Source organism: Cohnella cellulosilytica (genome assembly GCF_042431195.1).
GTDB classification, from domain to species: domain Bacteria; phylum Bacillota; class Bacilli; order Paenibacillales; family Paenibacillaceae; genus Cohnella; species Cohnella cellulosilytica.
The window spans coordinates 107,970-124,200 of the sequence record NZ_JBHMDN010000008.1 but is presented as its reverse complement, the minus strand read 5'-3'; the positions used below and the strand labels follow the sequence as shown (position 1 = coordinate 124,200).

The window sequence follows — 16,231 nt, the reverse complement described above, 5'->3', positions numbered from 1 at the left end:
GCGATATCCGGTATACTATAGCCAGGTTTTTCAGGGGAGCGATGCAGGATGGATTACGAACGGAAGGCGCGCGAGGAGATTGCCGCCTGGGAGCGTCGGCTGTTCAAGCCGCCGGGCTGGCTGGAGAGAACCTCGAAGACGATCGGCACCGGCATGAACCGCCTGATCCCTTCCAAGGTGCAGGATGTGATTACGACTACGATCAAATCGATCGTGAGAACGGCGCTGTTCGGAGCGGAATACACGCCGAAAAGACCCGTCCAGCGGGTCCGCGACCTGGAATTGAACGATCGGGAAGCGCAGCGCGTGTTTTCCTTGTATCAGAAAATCGCCGTAGCCGAAGGGGCAGGCACCGGGGCGGGCGGCATTCTGCTCAACGTTGCGGACTTCCCCGCGCTTATCGCGATCAAAATGAAATACCTGTTCGAGCTGGCTCACAATTACGGGTACGACACGAAATCTTTTTCCGAACGGGTATTCATTCTCAAAGTCTTTCAATTGACATTCTCCGGACCGGAGCAGCGCGCCAAGCTGCTGAATACGGTCAAAAATTGGGATTCCGAGAAAAATCGCTGGTCCTCCGACGGCGATTACGCCAAAAGCATGGACTGGGAGACGTTTCAGAAGGAATACCGCGACGCAATCGACTTTCGCAAGCTGCTGCAGATGGTGCCGGGAATCGGCGCCGTCGCGGGCGCTTGGGCGAATTACACCATCCTCGAGGAGCTGGGCCAAACGGCGACCAACGCCTACCGGCTGCGCAGGCTAAACGAAGCCGCTCCGCGGGGCAAACCTGCTGCCGAGACATGAGGCAGCAGGTTTGCCCTGCGTTAACCGACTTCTTAGAACATCGCCGCACCATTCGCGCCATTTCACGCCACGATAACCGACTTCTTAGAACATCACCGCACCATTCGCGCCATTTCGCGCCACGATAACCGATTTCTTAGAACATCGCCGCACTATTCGCACCATTTCGCGCCACGATAATCGATTTCTTAGAACATCGGCCCGCCATTCGCGCCATTTCGCACCACAATAACCGATTTCTTAGAACATCGCCGCCGCACTATTCGCGCCATTTCGCCCTCCGATTCCTGTTCCGCCCCACTCCACTTCGGGGACAGAGACCCAACTGAAACTCTGCAGCAGGCCAAGCAGATTCGCCCTCCCCCCCTTTTGCGGCACTAATAGCCGAAGAAGGAATCCTTCTTGATCTGTCCCTTCGCAATCCCCTTATCCTTCAAATCGCCGGCAATGGATTTCACGAATGACTTCGAGCCGGCAATCAGGTAGCTCCCGCTGTTCCCGTGCAAGCCGGCAAACTGATCCAGCTCCTGCCGCAGGTCGTCCCTCTTATCCAGGTAAGCGACACGCAGCCAAGCGCCGTCCGCAGCGCGGTCGAGCTCGTCCCTGAATACGTACGATTTCCCGCTGTCCATATAGAGCAGTTGGATTTGCCGCCCGTCTTTATTTCCTTCCGCTTCTATTTGTTTGACGATCGACCGGAACGGCGTAATGCCGATTCCGCCCGCAACGAGGAGCGAGGGGCTGCTGTCTTGAAGATTAAAAGCGCCCAAAGGTCCGCTCATTTTCACCTTCATGCCCGGATTCAATTCCAGCAGCGCTTGCTTGAATTCGCTGGGCTGCTCGCGAACGACCGTCGTTATTCGGACGACATTCTCGGCGGGAGCGGATGCCAGGCTGAACGGGCGCGTGGCGTTTTTGACGCTCTTGTGGGCAATGCTGAACAGCCCGTACTGCCCCGCTTTCCAGGTTAAGTCGTCCGCCTTCTCGAACAGAAACGAATAGACCTCATCCGCTTCCTTCCGGCTTTCGATGAAAACCAATTCCCGTTTTTTCAATACGGATATAAAGTCCGGAAAAAATCCCATTTCCCCTGCCCCCCTTTTAATTCAAATATTTTCCCGTAATCGACTGCTCCGCATGGACGATCTGCGAAGGCGTGCCCTCGTATACGACCTGTCCGCCCCTGCTGCCTCCGTCCGGTCCCATATCGATGATCCAATCCGCCTGACCGATCACCTCGAGATTGTGCTCGATTACGATCACCGTATTGCCGGCGTCCACGAGATTGTTCATGATCCCCAAGAGCTGGCCGATATCCGACATGTGCAGCCCGGTCGTCGGCTCGTCCATCACGTAGATGCTGCCCTTCTTGTGGAGCTCGCTGGCCAGCTTGATGCGCTGGCATTCCCCGCCCGAGAGCGTGCTGAGCGGCTGGCCGAGCGTAATATAATTCAGACCGACGTCGCTCATCGCCCGAAGCTTGCGCGCGACTTCCTTTTGCTCGAAAAACTCCAGCGCCTGCTCCACAGTCATCTCCAGCACGTCGGCGATCGACTTGCCGTTCAGCTTGTACGCCAGCACCTCTTCCTTGAACCGTCTGCCTCCGCAAACCTCGCACGGCAGCTCCACGCTGTCCAGGAAGGAAAGATCGATAGACACGACGCCCTGGCCTTGGCAGTTCTCGCAGGCTCCTTTGGAATTAAAGCTGAACAAGCCTTGATTCACCTTGTTCGCGGAAGCGAACGCTTTGCGCACGTCGTCCATAATGCCCGTATAGGTCGCGGGATTCGAACGCGTGGACACGCCCACTGCCGATTGGTCGATCACGATCGCGTCCGGATGCTGGCTGAGGAAGACGTCGTTAATCAACGTGCTCTTGCCCGAGCCGGCAACTCCGGTCACAACCGTCAGCACGCCGGTCGGAAGATCTACGCTGACGTTCCGCAGATTGTGCAGCGAGGCGTCCTTGACCGGCAGCTTGCCGGCCGGCTGTCTGCAATTCTGCTTCAGGAGGAGCGGCCGCTTCATATGCATGCCGGTCAGCGTATTGGCCTCCAGCAAGCCCTGGAAGCTGCCTTCGTATACGATGGTGCCGCCGCGGCTGCCGGCATGAGGACCGACGTCGACGATATGGTCTGCCACCTTGATCACATCGGGATCGTGCTCGACGACAATGACAGTGTTGCCCTTGTCGCGCAGCTTCTGCAGCAATTCGTTCAGGCGGTGCACGTCGCGGGGGTGCAGACCGACGCTGGGCTCGTCGAAAATATAAGTGACGTCCACCAGGCTGCCGCTCAGATGCTTCACCATTTTGACGCGCTGCGACTCGCCGCCGGATAACGTATCCGTCTCGCGATCCAGCGTCATGTAGTCCAGTCCGATATCCACCAGATGCTGCAGCCGCTCCGTCAGCGATTTGACGATCGGCGCGGCGACCGGGTCGTCTATCTCCCGAACGACGCGAATCAGCTGGCCGACCTCCATGGCGGACAGCTCCGCAATGTTGTAGCCGTCGATTCTGCAGCTGAGCGTAGCCGGACTGAGCCGCGCACCGCGGCAGCCCGGGCACGGCCCTTCGGAGATGTAAGGTGCGACCGTTTTTTGCGTACGCTCGGATTTCGTCTTCAAATCCTGTTTGATATATTTGTTGGTAAACTTCTCGAGCACGCCTTCCACCGTAATATTCATCGCCTTGCCCCCGAAATCGACCTGGACCTTCCTGGCTTTGGCGTACAGCAGCCGTTCCAGCTCTTCGTTCGAATAATCGCTCAGCTTCTTGTCGAGATCGAAGCCCCCCGACTGCAGGATCATGTTCCATTCCCAGCCGCCGATCGCATAATCGGGCAGCATCAGGGCGCCTTCGTTAAGCGACTTCGACAGATCGACCGCCCTGCTCATATTGACCCCCAGCTTGCGGCCGATCCCGTTGCATTCCGGACACATCCCCTGCGGGTCGTTAAACGAGAACATGTTCACATGACCGACGTAAGGCTGACCGACCCGGGAGAAAAGAAGACGTAAAATGGGAGAAATATCGGTAATCGTCCCCATCGTGGAATGCGAGCCGCCGCCCAGCCGTTTCTGATCCACGATAACGGCCATGCTCAGGTTTTCGATCCCGTCCGTATCCGGCTGCGGAACGCGGGGCAGGAACGTCCGCACGAACATGCTGAAGTTCTCGTTCAGCAAGCGCGTCGATTCCGCGGCAATCGTATCGAAGACGATCGAAGATTTGCCGGACCCGGACACTCCGGTGAAAATCGTAATCTTCCGCTTGGGAATCCGCAGAGATACGTTTTTGAGATTGTTTTCCCTCGCTCCCGAGATGACGATATACTCCTGATTGATTTCGCTCATGACCGACATCCTTCCAATCGCGTTTTATAGTTCATGCCAGACATAAAACCGGCTGCAAGCTAGGCAGCCGGTTGATGGGATTGCGTGTCGTGCCGGAACGGCGATTATTCGAACAGCTTCGCCAGATCTCCGGACCATTTGCCCCAGCCGTATTTGGCGCCTTGGAGTCCCTGCGGGTTCGAGAAGCCGGTTTGTACGAGGCGGAGATTCACTTTGCCGTCCTCCAGCTCCCGAAGCGTCCAGGTGATCGTATGCTTCTCCTCACCGCTGGCCCACGTATAGGACAAGCGATAAGGCTCGTCCACGATGAGAACTTCGCCATCGATAATGCCGTTCCACCATTCGCTTGGCTGCGTGCGGAACTGAAACCGATGTCCTACGACGGGCTTGAAATTATTTTCCATCGCCTGACCGCTGTGGATGTTCGACACCCACTTGGCCAGCTTGCTTGAATCGGTCAATGCCGACCAAAGTTTCCCGATCGTTGTCTTGTACTGGAAATCCAATGTTAAAACCAAGCTCACTCCTCTTCCTCCTCCAGCAGTTGGTTCAAGCGCAGCAGGTTCGTCGACCAGAATTGGTTATAGAAGGACAGCCAGTCCTGAACCTCTCTAAGCGGGGCGGCATTCAGCCTGAATCGCGTTTCCCGTCCGACTTTGCGGTCTTGCACAAGCCCTGCGCCTTTAAGAATCGTCAAATGCTTGGATACCGCCGTCCGGCCCATTTGAAACTGCGGCGTTAATTCATGAAGAGGCATCTCCTCCGATTCCGCCAGCAGACGAATCAGGCGGCGCCTGGTAGGGTCCGCAATCGCCTCGAATACGTCTCGCATTTGGACGCTCTCGCTCATAACACCCTCTCCTCTACATTGTGGCCAAGGGAGAGCCGTTAATTTCACCAACCTTCATGAATGGACACCATTCAGTGACGTTTTTATTGTAGGCCACTAAAAGGTGTCATGTCAATGAAGGCTTGATCAAATCCGGTCATTCCTTATACTTGGGCGACGTCATCATTAAAAATTGTTTGGCCAGATATTGCGGCGAATAAGGCATATCGTAGCGAAGCCAGGACACGATGACGCCAATCAAGGCGGAAGAACCGTACCAGATCGCAATATCCTTTTGAATTTGCTTCTTGGCGTAGTAAGCGTCGTTCCTGATGTTGTCGAACCGTCCCGTAATTAACGCGGAGAGCAGCTTTAACAGCCTCTCGGTAAAAATCGGAATCCGTTTGGTGGCAAGAACGATTTTGTAAAATTTCGGATTGGCCGCAATATGCTCCAGCAGCTTGACCAACTGCTCGTCCTCTCGCGGTTTTGGAGTCGTCTCCGGGTTGTCGAGCAAAATCCGTTGAATCTCCTCGATCATTTCATCGGCCAGCTTGTCCATCATATCCGGAATGTCCTTATAGTGAAGATAGAACGTCACGCGATTGATCTTGGCGCGCTCCGCAAGCCGGTTCACCGTGATTTTCTCGGTTTCCATTTCGTCCATCAAGTCCACGAAAGCTTCTTTTAACATCTGGCGCGTGCGAACGATTCGAGGATCCACAGGCTTCGGACGTTTATTCATTTTGACTCAACCTCTCCGTGTAAACGACAGTTTTGCGATAGGTGTTGAATTTCCGGAACATAATCGACTGTAAGCGAGACCAAAACCTACTTATTTACATTTCCCGCGAATCTGTCGCTTGTAAATGAGTTGAGCCCGCTTATAATGTAATTTATGCAATGTCAACTATACAACACATTGTAAATTAAGTCCATGCAGCAAGACGGAAGGATGATGAAATTTGAGTCACAGCAGTACAGAAGATCGAAGTGAAATCAAGAAGGGGCCGATCTTGTTCGTCATGATCTTGGGCGCCTTTCTGGCCACGCTGAATCAGACGGTGATGACCGTTGCCATTCCGAAGTTAATCGGGGAATTCGCCATTACGGCGGCGACGGCCCAGTGGCTGACGACAGGCTACATGCTCGTCAACGGCGTTCTGATCCCGATTACGGCGTACCTGATGCAGAGATTTTCCACGCGTCAGCTCTTCCAGGCTTCGATGTGGATCTTTCTTGTCGGGACCATCGTCTCCGCCCTTGCATCGGACTTCCCCGTTTTGTTGACCGGACGCTTAATCCAGGCAGCCGGAGCCGGAATTATTATGCCCTTGCTGATGAACGTGATTTTGACGATCTTCCCTCCCAACAACCGCGGAGCCGCGATGGGGATGGTCGGGTTGGCCATCATTTTCGCTCCGGCCGTGGGACCGGTTCTTGCCGGCTACATTCTGGAAAGCTACGCATGGGAGACGATGTTCTACGGCATGATTCCGTTAACTCTCATCGTGATCGTTTGCGGCCTTATTTATTTGAGAAACGTATCGGAAAAAGGCAGTACGAAGCTCGACGTGCCGAGCGTCGCGTTTTCGACCGTCGGTTTCGGAGCGCTGCTGTACGGATTTAGCCGCGCCGGAAGTCTTGGATGGTCGAGTACCGAAGTTATTGCAATGATCGTCGTGGGCGTCGTCTCGCTTGGTTTGTTTACCTGGCGTCAGCTCGTTGCGGATAAACCGCTCCTGGATCTCCGGGCGTTCAAATACAACATGTTTACTTTAACGACCTTAATCAACATTGCCGTGACGATGGTCATGTACGCAGATATGATGCTGCTTCCGCTTTATTTGCAGAACGCTCGCGGCTATACCGCTCTCGAGTCCGGTCTGCTGATGCTGCCCGGCGCGATCGTCATGGGCATTCTCATGCCGGCCGCCGGCAAGCTCTTCGATCGCTTCGGCGCGAAGTGGCTGGCAATCGTCGGTATGCTCATCACGATCGTGACAACGATCGGTTTCATCGACCTGACGGATACCACCAGCTACACCTATTTGCTGCTCATGTCCACGGGGCGGCGGATCGGAATGGCGCTTCTGCTGATGCCGCTGCAGACCGCGGGCCTTAACCAATTGCCCTCGAAGCTGAACGCCCATGGGACGGCCATTTCCAATACGATCCGTCAGGTTGCCGGCGCCGTGGGGACTTCCCTGCTCGTAACGATCATGATGGATCGCACCAAAACGCACGCCGCCGACATGATGGCCTCGGGCGGAGCGGCGAGCATGACGCAGGAACAGCTGGTGACGGCCTCCACGATCCAAGGCATTAACGATTCCTATGTCGTCATTATCGGATTCGGCGTCATCGCGCTGCTTCTCTCCTTCTTCATCAAACGTACGACGCAGGCTTCCGATCCCCATGCCGAAGCGGTTAAAGCTCGCGCGGTTGCGGAATCCTGATGGACAACAGCGGCGGACCGAGACTTTAAAACAAAGTCTTGATCCGCCGCTGCTGGCATAACTTATATCTTCCTTATTGGAGGCGACCCCCGTTCCTCTTCCTCGCTCCAAGCAGGCCGAGAACGATCAACTTCCGGGCTTTAGCGTACTCGACACAGCCCCGCTATCGATGATGATTTTGCCTGCCGAGTAGTTCTCCGTATAAAGGTAGTATACGCCGGCTTCGTCCGCGGTAACTGTATAATCGAAGCTCGGCGTTTTGTCGAAAGAACCCTTAATCGGCTCCCCGTTGCGGATGAAGCCCAGCTCCATATACTCTCCGTTCGGGTCCGAATAATTGTGGGTCAGGTCGAGCTTAAAGCGGATCGACAGCTCGTCGCCCGGCTCCAACTCCCATCCTCCCCCCTCCTCTTTGGTGAAAATGACCAGGTCGCCGTTGCCGGTAAGCAGCTGTGGAATAAGAAACCTACCGTCCTGCTCCTCCAGGGCGATGTTTGTGATCGAACCGGCGTTAACGCTCTGGAGCTGCTCTTCGCGAATGATCGTGCTGGTCAGAGCGGTTTTGTTAACGTCATTAATCGATGAACCGGGGGACTCCTCTCGCATTGAAGCGTAATCGGGAGCTTGTGCCAGGTGCCTGTTGTCGTCGTTCAGCACGATTGCGCCGAACAGCTTGCCGCCGGTAGCCGCGTTGGCGCCAAGCGCCGCCGCCAGCAGGGCCGCTGCGGCCGCCGCAAGGACGACCGTCCTGCGAGAGGTTTTCCTGTGCGCTGGAGAGGCGGCAGTACCCGCTTCCCGAGCGTTGATTTTATCGAGCGCCATTTTCCGAATTTTATCCTTGTCGACCCGGCTATCTTCTTCGATCTTGATCGCATCCACGTTGACGTCAATCCGCTCGAACATTTCGGATATTTTTATTTTCATCAGTGAGACCTCCGTTTTCGATTGCTTGTCTCAAATTTTCGCGGCCTCGCGAAAGTCTGCTTCTTACGGTGGATTCGTTCATCCGCAATTGCTCGGCGATGACGGCGGTTTTCTCCATCAAAAAATAATAGCGGATGAAGATTTCCCGATCCCGCTCGCTCATCAGCGACAGCGCCCACTCCAGCCAATCCCTCCGTTCGAGCTCGGCCCATTCGTTCGTCGAAATCTCCGCGGTCAAAATATCGTCGTCCAGCGGATACGTGTGCGGGTGATGCTCTCTCCATTTTTTGAGAGACTGGTTCCTTGCGATCGCTGCAAGATAGGATTTAATGGTCGTACTGTCGTCGCGAATCCGTTCGGCATGCGTCCATAACAGGACGAACACGTCCGACACGACCTCTTCGACGTCTTCGTTTTTCATCCGGCTCCCGATCACGTTTCTGACGATCGTGCTTACGTAGGCCCCGTAAAGCCCGATCAGCTCCTCCAATGCGGATTGCCGCCTCTGTTTCAATTGTTTCAGCAATATCGACTCCTCCAACTTATCCCCTCCTGACGCCCGCTGCCTATATCTATCCGCTTTCGCGCCAAATTGTTGCAAGCAATCGGCAAACAAGAAAAAACTTGTTCCCTCTAGGGCGTGTACGCATACTCCGAGGATAGCAGATATTGCTGAATTTTCGTGCCATGCAAGGAACTTTTGTGAAGGCGTACCGGGGGTACGTCAAAGGGACGAAGCAGGGGGCGAAAAGGCGGTGAAAGATGCCCCCGAGCGGGTTTGCATACACGCCCTAGCTTAAACGTTAACCTCATTGGAGCAGAACGGAATATTCATTTCCTCTAACATAAACATCGCGTGTTGCATGCAAGATTTGGTCCTAAAGACCCTGTCGAAAGAGATGATGAGTAATTGTACCTATTTGGAGAAAAGATCGGATGGCCGAAAAAGATATTGTCCTTATGAAACAATCCGAAAGGACACGGTTTTCAATTACGACTAGGGGAGGACTTCGGATGAACGAAACCGCAGGAAGTACGAGAAGGAGGATTATGACGTTATTTCTTGCAGCCGCCATGTTTTGGCTGACGGCTGCGCCGCACCCATCGTCAGCGGCCGATCCGAAATTCAAAGACGTTCCGGTCACCCATTGGGCTTATACCGCGGTTCATCGGGCTGCGGCGGAAGGCTGGGTCGACGGCTACAGCGACGGAACCTTCCGCTTGTCGCAGCGGGTAACCGAGCCCGAGTTTCTGAAGCTTCTGCTGGCGGCCGCCGTTCCCGGGGAACTGCCGGCTCGTCAGGCGGGCGAAGCGTGGAGCGCTCCGTATTACAATTACGCCCAGGAACGCGGCTTTCCGTTAGCCGGGGTCGGCGCCAGCTTCGACAGAGGCGGAGCGGCGCAGCTTATCGCCGCTTTGAAAGGACAAATACTCGGCCGAACCGAGGCGGTCCGCTATTTGCTCGACAACGGTTTGTCGAAAGGTGTCACGGCGCCGACCGTCGAAGGCTATCAGATGGAGAAAGCGTTAAGCCGCGCGGAAGCCGTCCAGTTTATCGTCAACGCCCTGGGCGGAGCGACGGACGCTGAACCGCAGCCGGAGGACAATACGGGTTATCGGTTGAGAGGCATTGCTATCGGAGACTCGGAAACGGCGGTAACCGCCAAGCTGGGCAAGCCGGATCGCGTGGATCCGAGCGAATACGGGTTCCAATGGTACGTCTACAACAGCGACTATAAGCAATACGCGCAGATCGGCATCGCCGGGGGCAAGGTCGTCGCCTTGTTCTCCAACGCCAACGCTTGGCGCAGCGCGGACGGGCTTGGCATAGGCTCTACGAAAGCGTCAATCGAGGCGAAGCTGGGGAAAGCCCGCAGCATGACGGATCTTCAGACCCGCGTCAATATCCGCGCGGACAGTTCTGTCTATCCGAGCTACGAGACGGACGGTTCTTATCTGACGTTTATGCTCGACAAATTTAACGGCGGTCAAACGATGGGCATTTATATGATCGAGAAGAAAACCGCCGCCGCGCGCAGCGGAAATTACGGCACCGTCAACGCCGCCCTCCTCACCGCATACGAGCGGGAGCTGCTCGATCTGGCGAACGTCTCCCGCGTTCTGGCCGGCAAGAAGGCGCTTGTCTGGGATGCCAAGATCGCCGGAACGGCGCGTGCTCACAGCAAGGATATGGGACAGAAAGGCTTTTTCGATCATACCAACCTGCAAGGGCTCAGCCCGTTCGACCGCATGGAAGCCGACGGCATCTCCTATTCCGCGGCGGGAGAGAACATCGCGGCCGGTCAGATCAACGCCGTGTTCGCCCATATCGAATGGATGAACTCCGAAGGCCACCGCAAAAACATTTTGGGCGACAAATACGAAAGAATGGGCGCCGGCATCGCCTATTCGCAAAGTTACGAATACCAGATCTACTACACCCAAAGCTTCTATACGCCTCTCTAATTGCCGGAGGCGCAGCAAACTAGCCGAGCCGCCGTCGCTTCTTGCGATCGGCGGCTCGGCCTTCCCTTTCCCTTCACAACGCTTCCAGCAGCATCCATATCCCCATCAGTCCAAGCAGAATCCCCGCACCCTTCTCGGCCCATTCTCCCAGGAACGGCTTAAGCTTCTCGGCGAACGTCACTCCGATAAACGTGAACACGAACGAGCGGGAAGCGATCAGCAAAATCGTCAGCAGCATCGGAACCTGAATAAATCCGGCGGAAACCCCGACCGCGAGCTCGTCAATACTGATGCTCACGGCCGCGGCAATCAGCGTCCAGCCGGACAGCTCCGCGCCAAGCGCTTGCTTCTCCCCTTCCTCGTCGTCGAAAAAAAGAAAATAGATCGCCACCGCGATCAGCAGCAGAGCGCCGATCATCCCCGCGGCCTGCTGGAACAGACGGCCCAGAGCGCCCCCGATGACGAGCCCGGCGACGGGCATAACGGCTTCCGCGGCGGCGAATGCGAGCGCGATCTTCACTTTGTCCCGGGTTTCCTTCCTTAACCCCAGCGAAGCCGAGACGATCAACGAATCGAAACCGAGACCCATCGTAAGAAGCCAAGCGAATAACGTCTCCATCTTCCCGCCCCTTCGGCTTCATTTTTTTACAGATATATTCCAAAGGCGCACCCGCTAGTACAAGCCCTGCATAAGATCGCGTCCGTCAAGGAAAACTAACCCAAAAACAATACTTGTAAAGGCAGGTGCGCTATGGGAAACCGAATTAAAACAGGGCTGTCGATCGTCGCTTTATCCTTGACGTTGGCGGCTCCGGCTTACGCGAATACGACGGGGACGGCAAACGGCGGAAACGGAGGAATGGGCAACGGGATGGGAACGCAATCCCATCATGGAGCAGGCGTCCGCGCGCAAGGAGTCGACGGCAAGGCCGGCCGCGGAGTCAGCGTCTACGGCACCGGAACGGGCAGCCAGTTCCGCACCATCGATCCGGTGAATCCGGGCGTGACGAATTCTCGCGTCAACGACGACGGCAAACGCACCTCTACGGACGGCCGCTATCGGGCCGCCGCCACGAGCACGACCAGAGGCTCGGGCTGGGGCTGGCTCGGCCTGCTGGGCTTGCTGGGCCTCGTCGGGTTCTGGAATCGCAATCCCCAGCGCAATCGCTGAGCCTCACGAGAACGACAAAGCGGCTCCCGCTCCGGCTAATCGGACGGGAGCCGCATCGTTATTCGCGCTTCTTGGACAGCCCGTTTCCGACATACAATGAATCGTACGGCCTTATCGCGATTCCGGGAAGGAGGTATGACGATGTGGGTGAAGCCCGCTTTTAAGATCATCGAAATTTGCGCCGAAGTAACGGCCTACGCCTATCGGAAGTAAGAGCTCATTGCCGGAGAAATCCGGCATCTCTTATGTAAAGGGGAGAGGTCATGATCATTCGAGTGCTGGGTTCCGCCGCGGGGGGCGGTTATCCGCAATGGAACTGCGCCTGCCCGAACTGTGAACGCGCCCGGAGCGGCGACCGGGACGTGCGGGCCCGGAGGAGCGATTCGCTGGCCGTCAGTCCGGACGGACAACGCTGGGCCTTGCTTAACGCAAGCCCCGACGTCTGTCTTCAGACGGAGGCGTACGGGCCGCTTCGTCCGGGACCGTCCTTGCGCGGCTCTCCCATCCAAGCGGTGCTGCTGACCGACGCGGAATTGGATCATACGACCGGCCTTTTGCAGTTGAGGCAAAGCACGTCCCTGGACATTTACGCTCCCCCTCCCGTCCTCCTCGCGCTGACGGACGTTTTTCCGCTGCGAAGAATCGTCGAACCGTATGCGGACTTTCGCTGGCGGGAAGCGAGTCCGGAGGAATCTTTTCCACTTTTTGGGGGAGAATTATCGGTATGTCCGTTTATTTTGGGCGACAAGCCTCCCCGCTACGCCGCCGGCCGCAGCCAGGAACGGGAGGCCTGGGTCGTCGGCTATCGCCTAACGGACCGGACGACGGGCGGCGTCGCCGTCTACGCTCCGGGAATCGAGATGTGGTCCCGGGCGCTGGAGCGCCGACTGGAAGGGGCCGATTGCCTGTTCCTGGACGGCACCTTCTGGCGCGGCGACGAGCTGCGGACGCTTGGCGTATCCGAGCTCGACGCGGCCGATATGGGCCATCTTCCCGTTGCGGGACCGAACGGGAGCGCCGCACGGCTGGTGCGCATGCCCGCTCGCCGCAAAATCTATATTCACGTCAACAACACGAATCCGATGCTGGACGAACGCTCGCCGGAACGCCGAAGTCTGACGGAGCTGGGCATCGAAGTCGCGGTTGACGGAATGGAAATGGAGGTTTGACGTTGGAGTCGCATTTGCTGTCTAACGAACAATTCGTCGCGCGCCTCAGACAGGTCGGTGAGGAACGCTATCACGACAAACACCCCTATCATATCGCCATGCACGAAGGGAAGCTCTCCCCCGCGCAGCTTCGGGCCTGGATCGCCAACCGCTTCTACTATCAGAAGAACATCCCGGTCAAAGACGCGCTGATCCTGTCCAAGCTGCCGTCGCGCGAAGAGCGTCGCGAGTGGATTCAGCGGATTCTCGACCATGACGGCCGGGCGGGCGAGGACGGCGGAATCGAGGCCTGGGTTCGCTTGGGCGAAGCCGCCGGCATTCCGCGCGAGGACATGCTGGACGAACGCCATGTGCTGCCGGCGGTCCGTTTCGCCGTCGACGCCTATGTGAACTTCTGCCGGCTGCAGCCGTGGCCGATCGCCGTCGCTTCCTCCCTGACGGAGCTGTTCGCGCCCACCCTCGTCTCCAAAAGGATCGGCGTGTTCGAGCAGCTGTATCCGTGGATTCGTCCCGAGGGACTGGCTTATTTCCAGGCCCGGCTGCATCAAGCGCCGCGGGACGCGGACCACGGCTTAAGCCTTGTGCTGCGGGAATGCCGCAACCGCGACGATCAGGACCAGGCGATCTCCGCTTTGCGGTTCAAGTGCGACGTTCTGTGGGCGCTGCTGGACGCGCTGAGCCTGGCCTTCCCCGACGGGGACAACGAGCGATGAGCGCCCGGGCGCTGTCGGAACGGCCGAGGCTGCGCAGTCCGGGGCGGATGAAATACGACAAAGCCCGGCAGACCGAGCTGCTCCTGCTGCCGGAGCGGGTCGTCGAGCTGAATGAAGCGGCGGGGGCGATTCTGCGGCTCTGCGACGGCCGGCGCACGATCGCGCAGGTGATCGGCGAGCTGGAATCGACCTACGGCCAGAGCGGACTCGAGGACGATATCGTCGAATTTCTCGCCGCGTCGGCGGAAAGAGGGTGGCTAGAGCTATGCCCGTAAACCTGCCGTATGCCCTGACCGCGGAGCTTACGCACCGCTGCCCCCTCAGTTGTCCCTATTGCTCCAATCCGCTGGAGCTGCAGAAGAGAGAGAACGAGCTGTCGACCGATCAATGGCTGAGCGTATTGGAGCAAGCCGACGAGCTCGGCGTCGCGCAGGTCCATTTCACGGGCGGAGAGCCTCTCTTGCGCCCGGATCTGGAGCGGCTCGTGCGCCGCGCCCGGGAGCTGGGACTGTATGTGAATCTCATCACGAGCGGCGTCGGACTATCGGATCAACGTCTCCGCCAATTGACGGAGGCGGGCGTCGACAGCATCCAATTAAGCGTGCAGGCCGCCTCTTCGGAGCTCGCCGACCCGATCGCCGGGTTCCCGGCGCACGAGCTGAAGCGGCAGGCCGCCCGGCGAATACGCGACATCGGGCTGCCGCTGCACATGAACGTCGTGCTCCACCGTGCCAATCTGCATCAGCTCGAGGACATCATCGAGCTGTGTGTATCGTGGGGCGCCGAACGGCTGGAGCTGGCCAACGCCCAATATTACGGCTGGGCCTTGCGCAACGTCCAACAGCTGCTCCCGCGGCGAGAGCAGCTTCAGGAAGCCGAAGCCGCCTACGCGCGAGCGCAGCGACGTTACGGCCGTCAAATCGAACTTTTATGGATTTTACCCGATTATTTCGAGGATTTCCCGAAGCCCTGCATGGGCGGCTGGGGTCAGGTGTCGCTAACGGTCGCGCCGGACGGGCGGGTGCTGCCCTGCACGGCGGCGTCGGAAATTCGCACGCTGACTTTCGAAAATGTGAGGGAGCGCGGGCTGGTCTGGGTTTGGCGCGACTCCCCCTCCTTTAACGCTTACCGGGGCAGCGATTGGATGCCGGAGCCCTGCAGAAGCTGCGAACGGCGCGAGCTGGACTACGGCGGATGCCGCTGCCAAGCCTTTCTATTGACCGGCGACGCGCGGGCGACCGACCCCGTCTGCATACGTTCCCCCCATCGCGGCATCGTCTCGGACCGGGTCGGCACGATGGCCGGCGCGGATACCGGACTGCCCGACTATTCTTACCGCGGCAGGTGAACCGTAGATGAAAATCTTCGACGCCCATTGCGACGCGCTCAGCAAGCTGCTGGAGCGTCCCGGACTGGACTTCGCCCGCGCTCGGGACGGACTGGACGTGACGCTGGAGAGAATGCAGGCGTCGGGCATCGCCGTGCAAAATTTTGCCGTTTATTTGCCCGAGCGATACTCCGGCGATTTCAGGTACGTTCTGGAAAGCATCGATCTATTCCATGAACGCATCCTTCGCGCGCCGCAAATGCGGTTTATTCGCACGAAAGCGGATTTACGAAACGCCGCCGCCGAACACCGAATCGGAGCGCTGCTCTCCCTGGAGGGCGTCGATTCCCTGCACGGCAGCCTGGCCCTGCTGCGCATCCTCCGCCGGCTCGGGTTAACCGGCGTCGGCATTACCTGGAATCGCGCCAATTGGGCCGCCGACGGCGTGCTGGAGCCAAGGCAAGGCGGATTTACCGCGGCGGGGCTCGGCTTGATCGAGGAGTGCAACCGGCTCGGGCTGATTATGGACGTCTCGCATCTGGCCGAGCCAGGCTTCTGGGAGCTCCTCGAGGCTTCCCGAAAACCGGTTATCGCTTCCCATTCCAACGCCGCCGCGATCAGCCCACGCAAGAGAAATTTGACGGATGCCCAGATTCGCGCGCTCATCGCCGCCGAGGGCGTTATCGGGATCACGTTCGTTCCTCCGTTCGTGAGCGAGGAAGAGCCGGTCGCGATGGAGAAGCTGCTGCCGCACATCGACCGCGTCTGCGCGCTGGGCGGCAGCCGTCATCTCGGATTCGGCTCCGACTTCGACGGAATTCGGGAGTGGCTCGTCGGGCTGGAGCACGCGGGAAAATACGACCGCCTGGTCAACCTGCTGCTGCGGCATTACCGGGAGGAAGACGTCGAGCGATTCGTCTACGGGAACTGGTTCCGGTTCTATATGGAGCATCTCCCGGACGAAGAGGCTGTCCCATAGCTGCGGAAGGAGATATATCCCCATGGT

18 protein-coding genes are annotated in these 16,231 nt (G+C 57.8%); 10 read left to right on the top strand and 8 right to left on the bottom strand.

Going from position 1 to position 16,231, the window contains the following annotated elements; genetic code table 11:
• The first annotated feature begins 48 nt into the window (after positions 1–48).
• Positions 49–810 carry an EcsC family protein gene (locus tag ACFFT4_RS05445; RefSeq protein WP_378045720.1) on the top strand — a complete coding sequence of 254 codons (762 nt, stop codon included), beginning with the start codon at positions 49–51 and terminating at the stop codon, positions 808–810.
• Positions 811–1,187: 377 nt separating this feature from the next.
• Here ACFFT4_RS05445 and ACFFT4_RS05440 read toward each other — a convergent pair whose 3' ends face one another.
• The 5 genes from ACFFT4_RS05440 to ACFFT4_RS05420 all read right to left on the bottom strand — a co-directional run bounded on the left by ACFFT4_RS05440 (position 1,188) and on the right by ACFFT4_RS05420 (position 5,741).
• Complete coding sequence (locus tag ACFFT4_RS05440; RefSeq protein WP_378045718.1) at positions 1,188–1,895, bottom strand: FAD-dependent oxidoreductase; 708 nt, start codon at positions 1,893–1,895, stop codon at positions 1,188–1,190.
• A 16-nt stretch (positions 1,896–1,911) separates the two neighbouring features.
• Positions 1,912–4,167 (bottom strand): ATP-binding cassette domain-containing protein, encoded by a 2,256-nt coding sequence (locus tag ACFFT4_RS05435; RefSeq protein ID WP_378045716.1) that lies wholly within the window; start codon positions 4,165–4,167, stop codon positions 1,912–1,914.
• Between the two features lie 104 nt (positions 4,168–4,271).
• Positions 4,272–4,691 (bottom strand): SRPBCC family protein, encoded by a 420-nt coding sequence (locus ACFFT4_RS05430; protein ID WP_378045714.1) that lies wholly within the window; start codon positions 4,689–4,691, stop codon positions 4,272–4,274.
• A complete protein-coding gene (locus tag ACFFT4_RS05425; protein WP_378045712.1) occupies positions 4,688–5,017 on the bottom strand; it encodes an ArsR/SmtB family transcription factor in 330 nt (109 codons plus the stop codon). The genes ACFFT4_RS05430 and ACFFT4_RS05425 overlap by 4 nt, the downstream gene beginning before the upstream one ends.
• A gap of 136 nt (positions 5,018–5,153) precedes the next feature.
• A complete protein-coding gene (locus tag ACFFT4_RS05420) occupies positions 5,154–5,741 on the bottom strand; it encodes a TetR/AcrR family transcriptional regulator (protein ID WP_378045710.1) in 588 nt (195 codons plus the stop codon).
• Between the two features lie 280 nt (positions 5,742–6,021).
• Here ACFFT4_RS05420 and ACFFT4_RS05415 point away from each other — a divergent pair, with 280 nt between their 5' ends.
• A complete protein-coding gene (locus ACFFT4_RS05415) occupies positions 6,022–7,455 on the top strand; it encodes a DHA2 family efflux MFS transporter permease subunit (RefSeq protein WP_378045943.1) in 1,434 nt (477 codons plus the stop codon).
• A gap of 126 nt (positions 7,456–7,581) precedes the next feature.
• On the opposite strand, the gene ACFFT4_RS05410 is transcribed toward ACFFT4_RS05415, so the two are convergent.
• Positions 7,582–8,379 carry a hypothetical protein gene (locus ACFFT4_RS05410; RefSeq protein ID WP_378045708.1) on the bottom strand — a complete coding sequence of 266 codons (798 nt, stop codon included), beginning with the start codon at positions 8,377–8,379 and terminating at the stop codon, positions 7,582–7,584.
• A complete protein-coding gene (locus ACFFT4_RS05405; RefSeq protein WP_378045706.1) occupies positions 8,342–8,920 on the bottom strand; it encodes a sigma-70 family RNA polymerase sigma factor in 579 nt (192 codons plus the stop codon). Before ACFFT4_RS05405 ends, ACFFT4_RS05410 begins: the two co-directional genes overlap by 38 nt.
• A 473-nt stretch (positions 8,921–9,393) precedes the next feature.
• Between ACFFT4_RS05405 and ACFFT4_RS05400 the strand changes: the two genes are divergently transcribed.
• Positions 9,394–10,845 carry a CAP-associated domain-containing protein gene (locus ACFFT4_RS05400; RefSeq protein ID WP_378045705.1) on the top strand — a complete coding sequence of 484 codons (1,452 nt, stop codon included), beginning with the start codon at positions 9,394–9,396 and terminating at the stop codon, positions 10,843–10,845.
• Positions 10,846–10,918: 73 nt separating this feature from the next.
• Here the strand turns inward: ACFFT4_RS05400 and ACFFT4_RS05395 are convergent, their stop codons facing one another.
• A complete protein-coding gene (locus ACFFT4_RS05395) occupies positions 10,919–11,464 on the bottom strand; it encodes a manganese efflux pump MntP (protein WP_378045703.1) in 546 nt (181 codons plus the stop codon).
• A 132-nt stretch (positions 11,465–11,596) separates the two neighbouring features.
• Here ACFFT4_RS05395 and ACFFT4_RS05390 point away from each other — a divergent pair, with 132 nt between their 5' ends.
• The 7 genes from ACFFT4_RS05390 to ACFFT4_RS05360 all read left to right on the top strand — a co-directional run bounded on the left by ACFFT4_RS05390 (position 11,597) and on the right by ACFFT4_RS05360 (position 16,204).
• Complete coding sequence (locus tag ACFFT4_RS05390; RefSeq protein ID WP_378045702.1) at positions 11,597–12,016, top strand: WGxxGxxG family protein; 420 nt, start codon at positions 11,597–11,599, stop codon at positions 12,014–12,016.
• Positions 12,017–12,157: 141 nt separating this feature from the next.
• Positions 12,158–12,229 carry a pyrroloquinoline quinone precursor peptide PqqA gene (gene pqqA / locus ACFFT4_RS35415; RefSeq protein WP_185123647.1) on the top strand — a complete coding sequence of 24 codons (72 nt, stop codon included), beginning with the start codon at positions 12,158–12,160 and terminating at the stop codon, positions 12,227–12,229.
• Between the two features lie 50 nt (positions 12,230–12,279).
• The gene (gene pqqB, locus ACFFT4_RS05380; RefSeq protein WP_378045698.1) at positions 12,280–13,185 is read left to right on the top strand and encodes a pyrroloquinoline quinone biosynthesis protein PqqB; all 906 of its coding nucleotides are present in this window, start codon (positions 12,280–12,282) and stop codon (positions 13,183–13,185) included.
• Between the two features lie 2 nt (positions 13,186–13,187).
• On the top strand, positions 13,188–13,898 hold the full coding sequence (gene pqqC, locus ACFFT4_RS05375) for a pyrroloquinoline-quinone synthase PqqC (protein WP_378045696.1): 711 nt from the start codon (positions 13,188–13,190) through the stop codon (positions 13,896–13,898).
• On the top strand, positions 13,895–14,173 hold the full coding sequence (pqqD, locus tag ACFFT4_RS05370) for a pyrroloquinoline quinone biosynthesis peptide chaperone PqqD (RefSeq protein WP_378045695.1): 279 nt from the start codon (positions 13,895–13,897) through the stop codon (positions 14,171–14,173). The genes pqqC and pqqD overlap by 4 nt, the downstream gene beginning before the upstream one ends.
• Positions 14,164–15,246 (top strand): pyrroloquinoline quinone biosynthesis protein PqqE, encoded by a 1,083-nt coding sequence (gene pqqE / locus ACFFT4_RS05365; protein ID WP_378045693.1) that lies wholly within the window; start codon positions 14,164–14,166, stop codon positions 15,244–15,246. The genes pqqD and pqqE overlap by 10 nt, the downstream gene beginning before the upstream one ends.
• Before the next feature lie 7 nt (positions 15,247–15,253).
• A complete protein-coding gene (locus ACFFT4_RS05360; protein ID WP_378045692.1) occupies positions 15,254–16,204 on the top strand; it encodes a dipeptidase in 951 nt (316 codons plus the stop codon).
• Positions 16,205–16,231 lie beyond the last annotated feature (27 nt).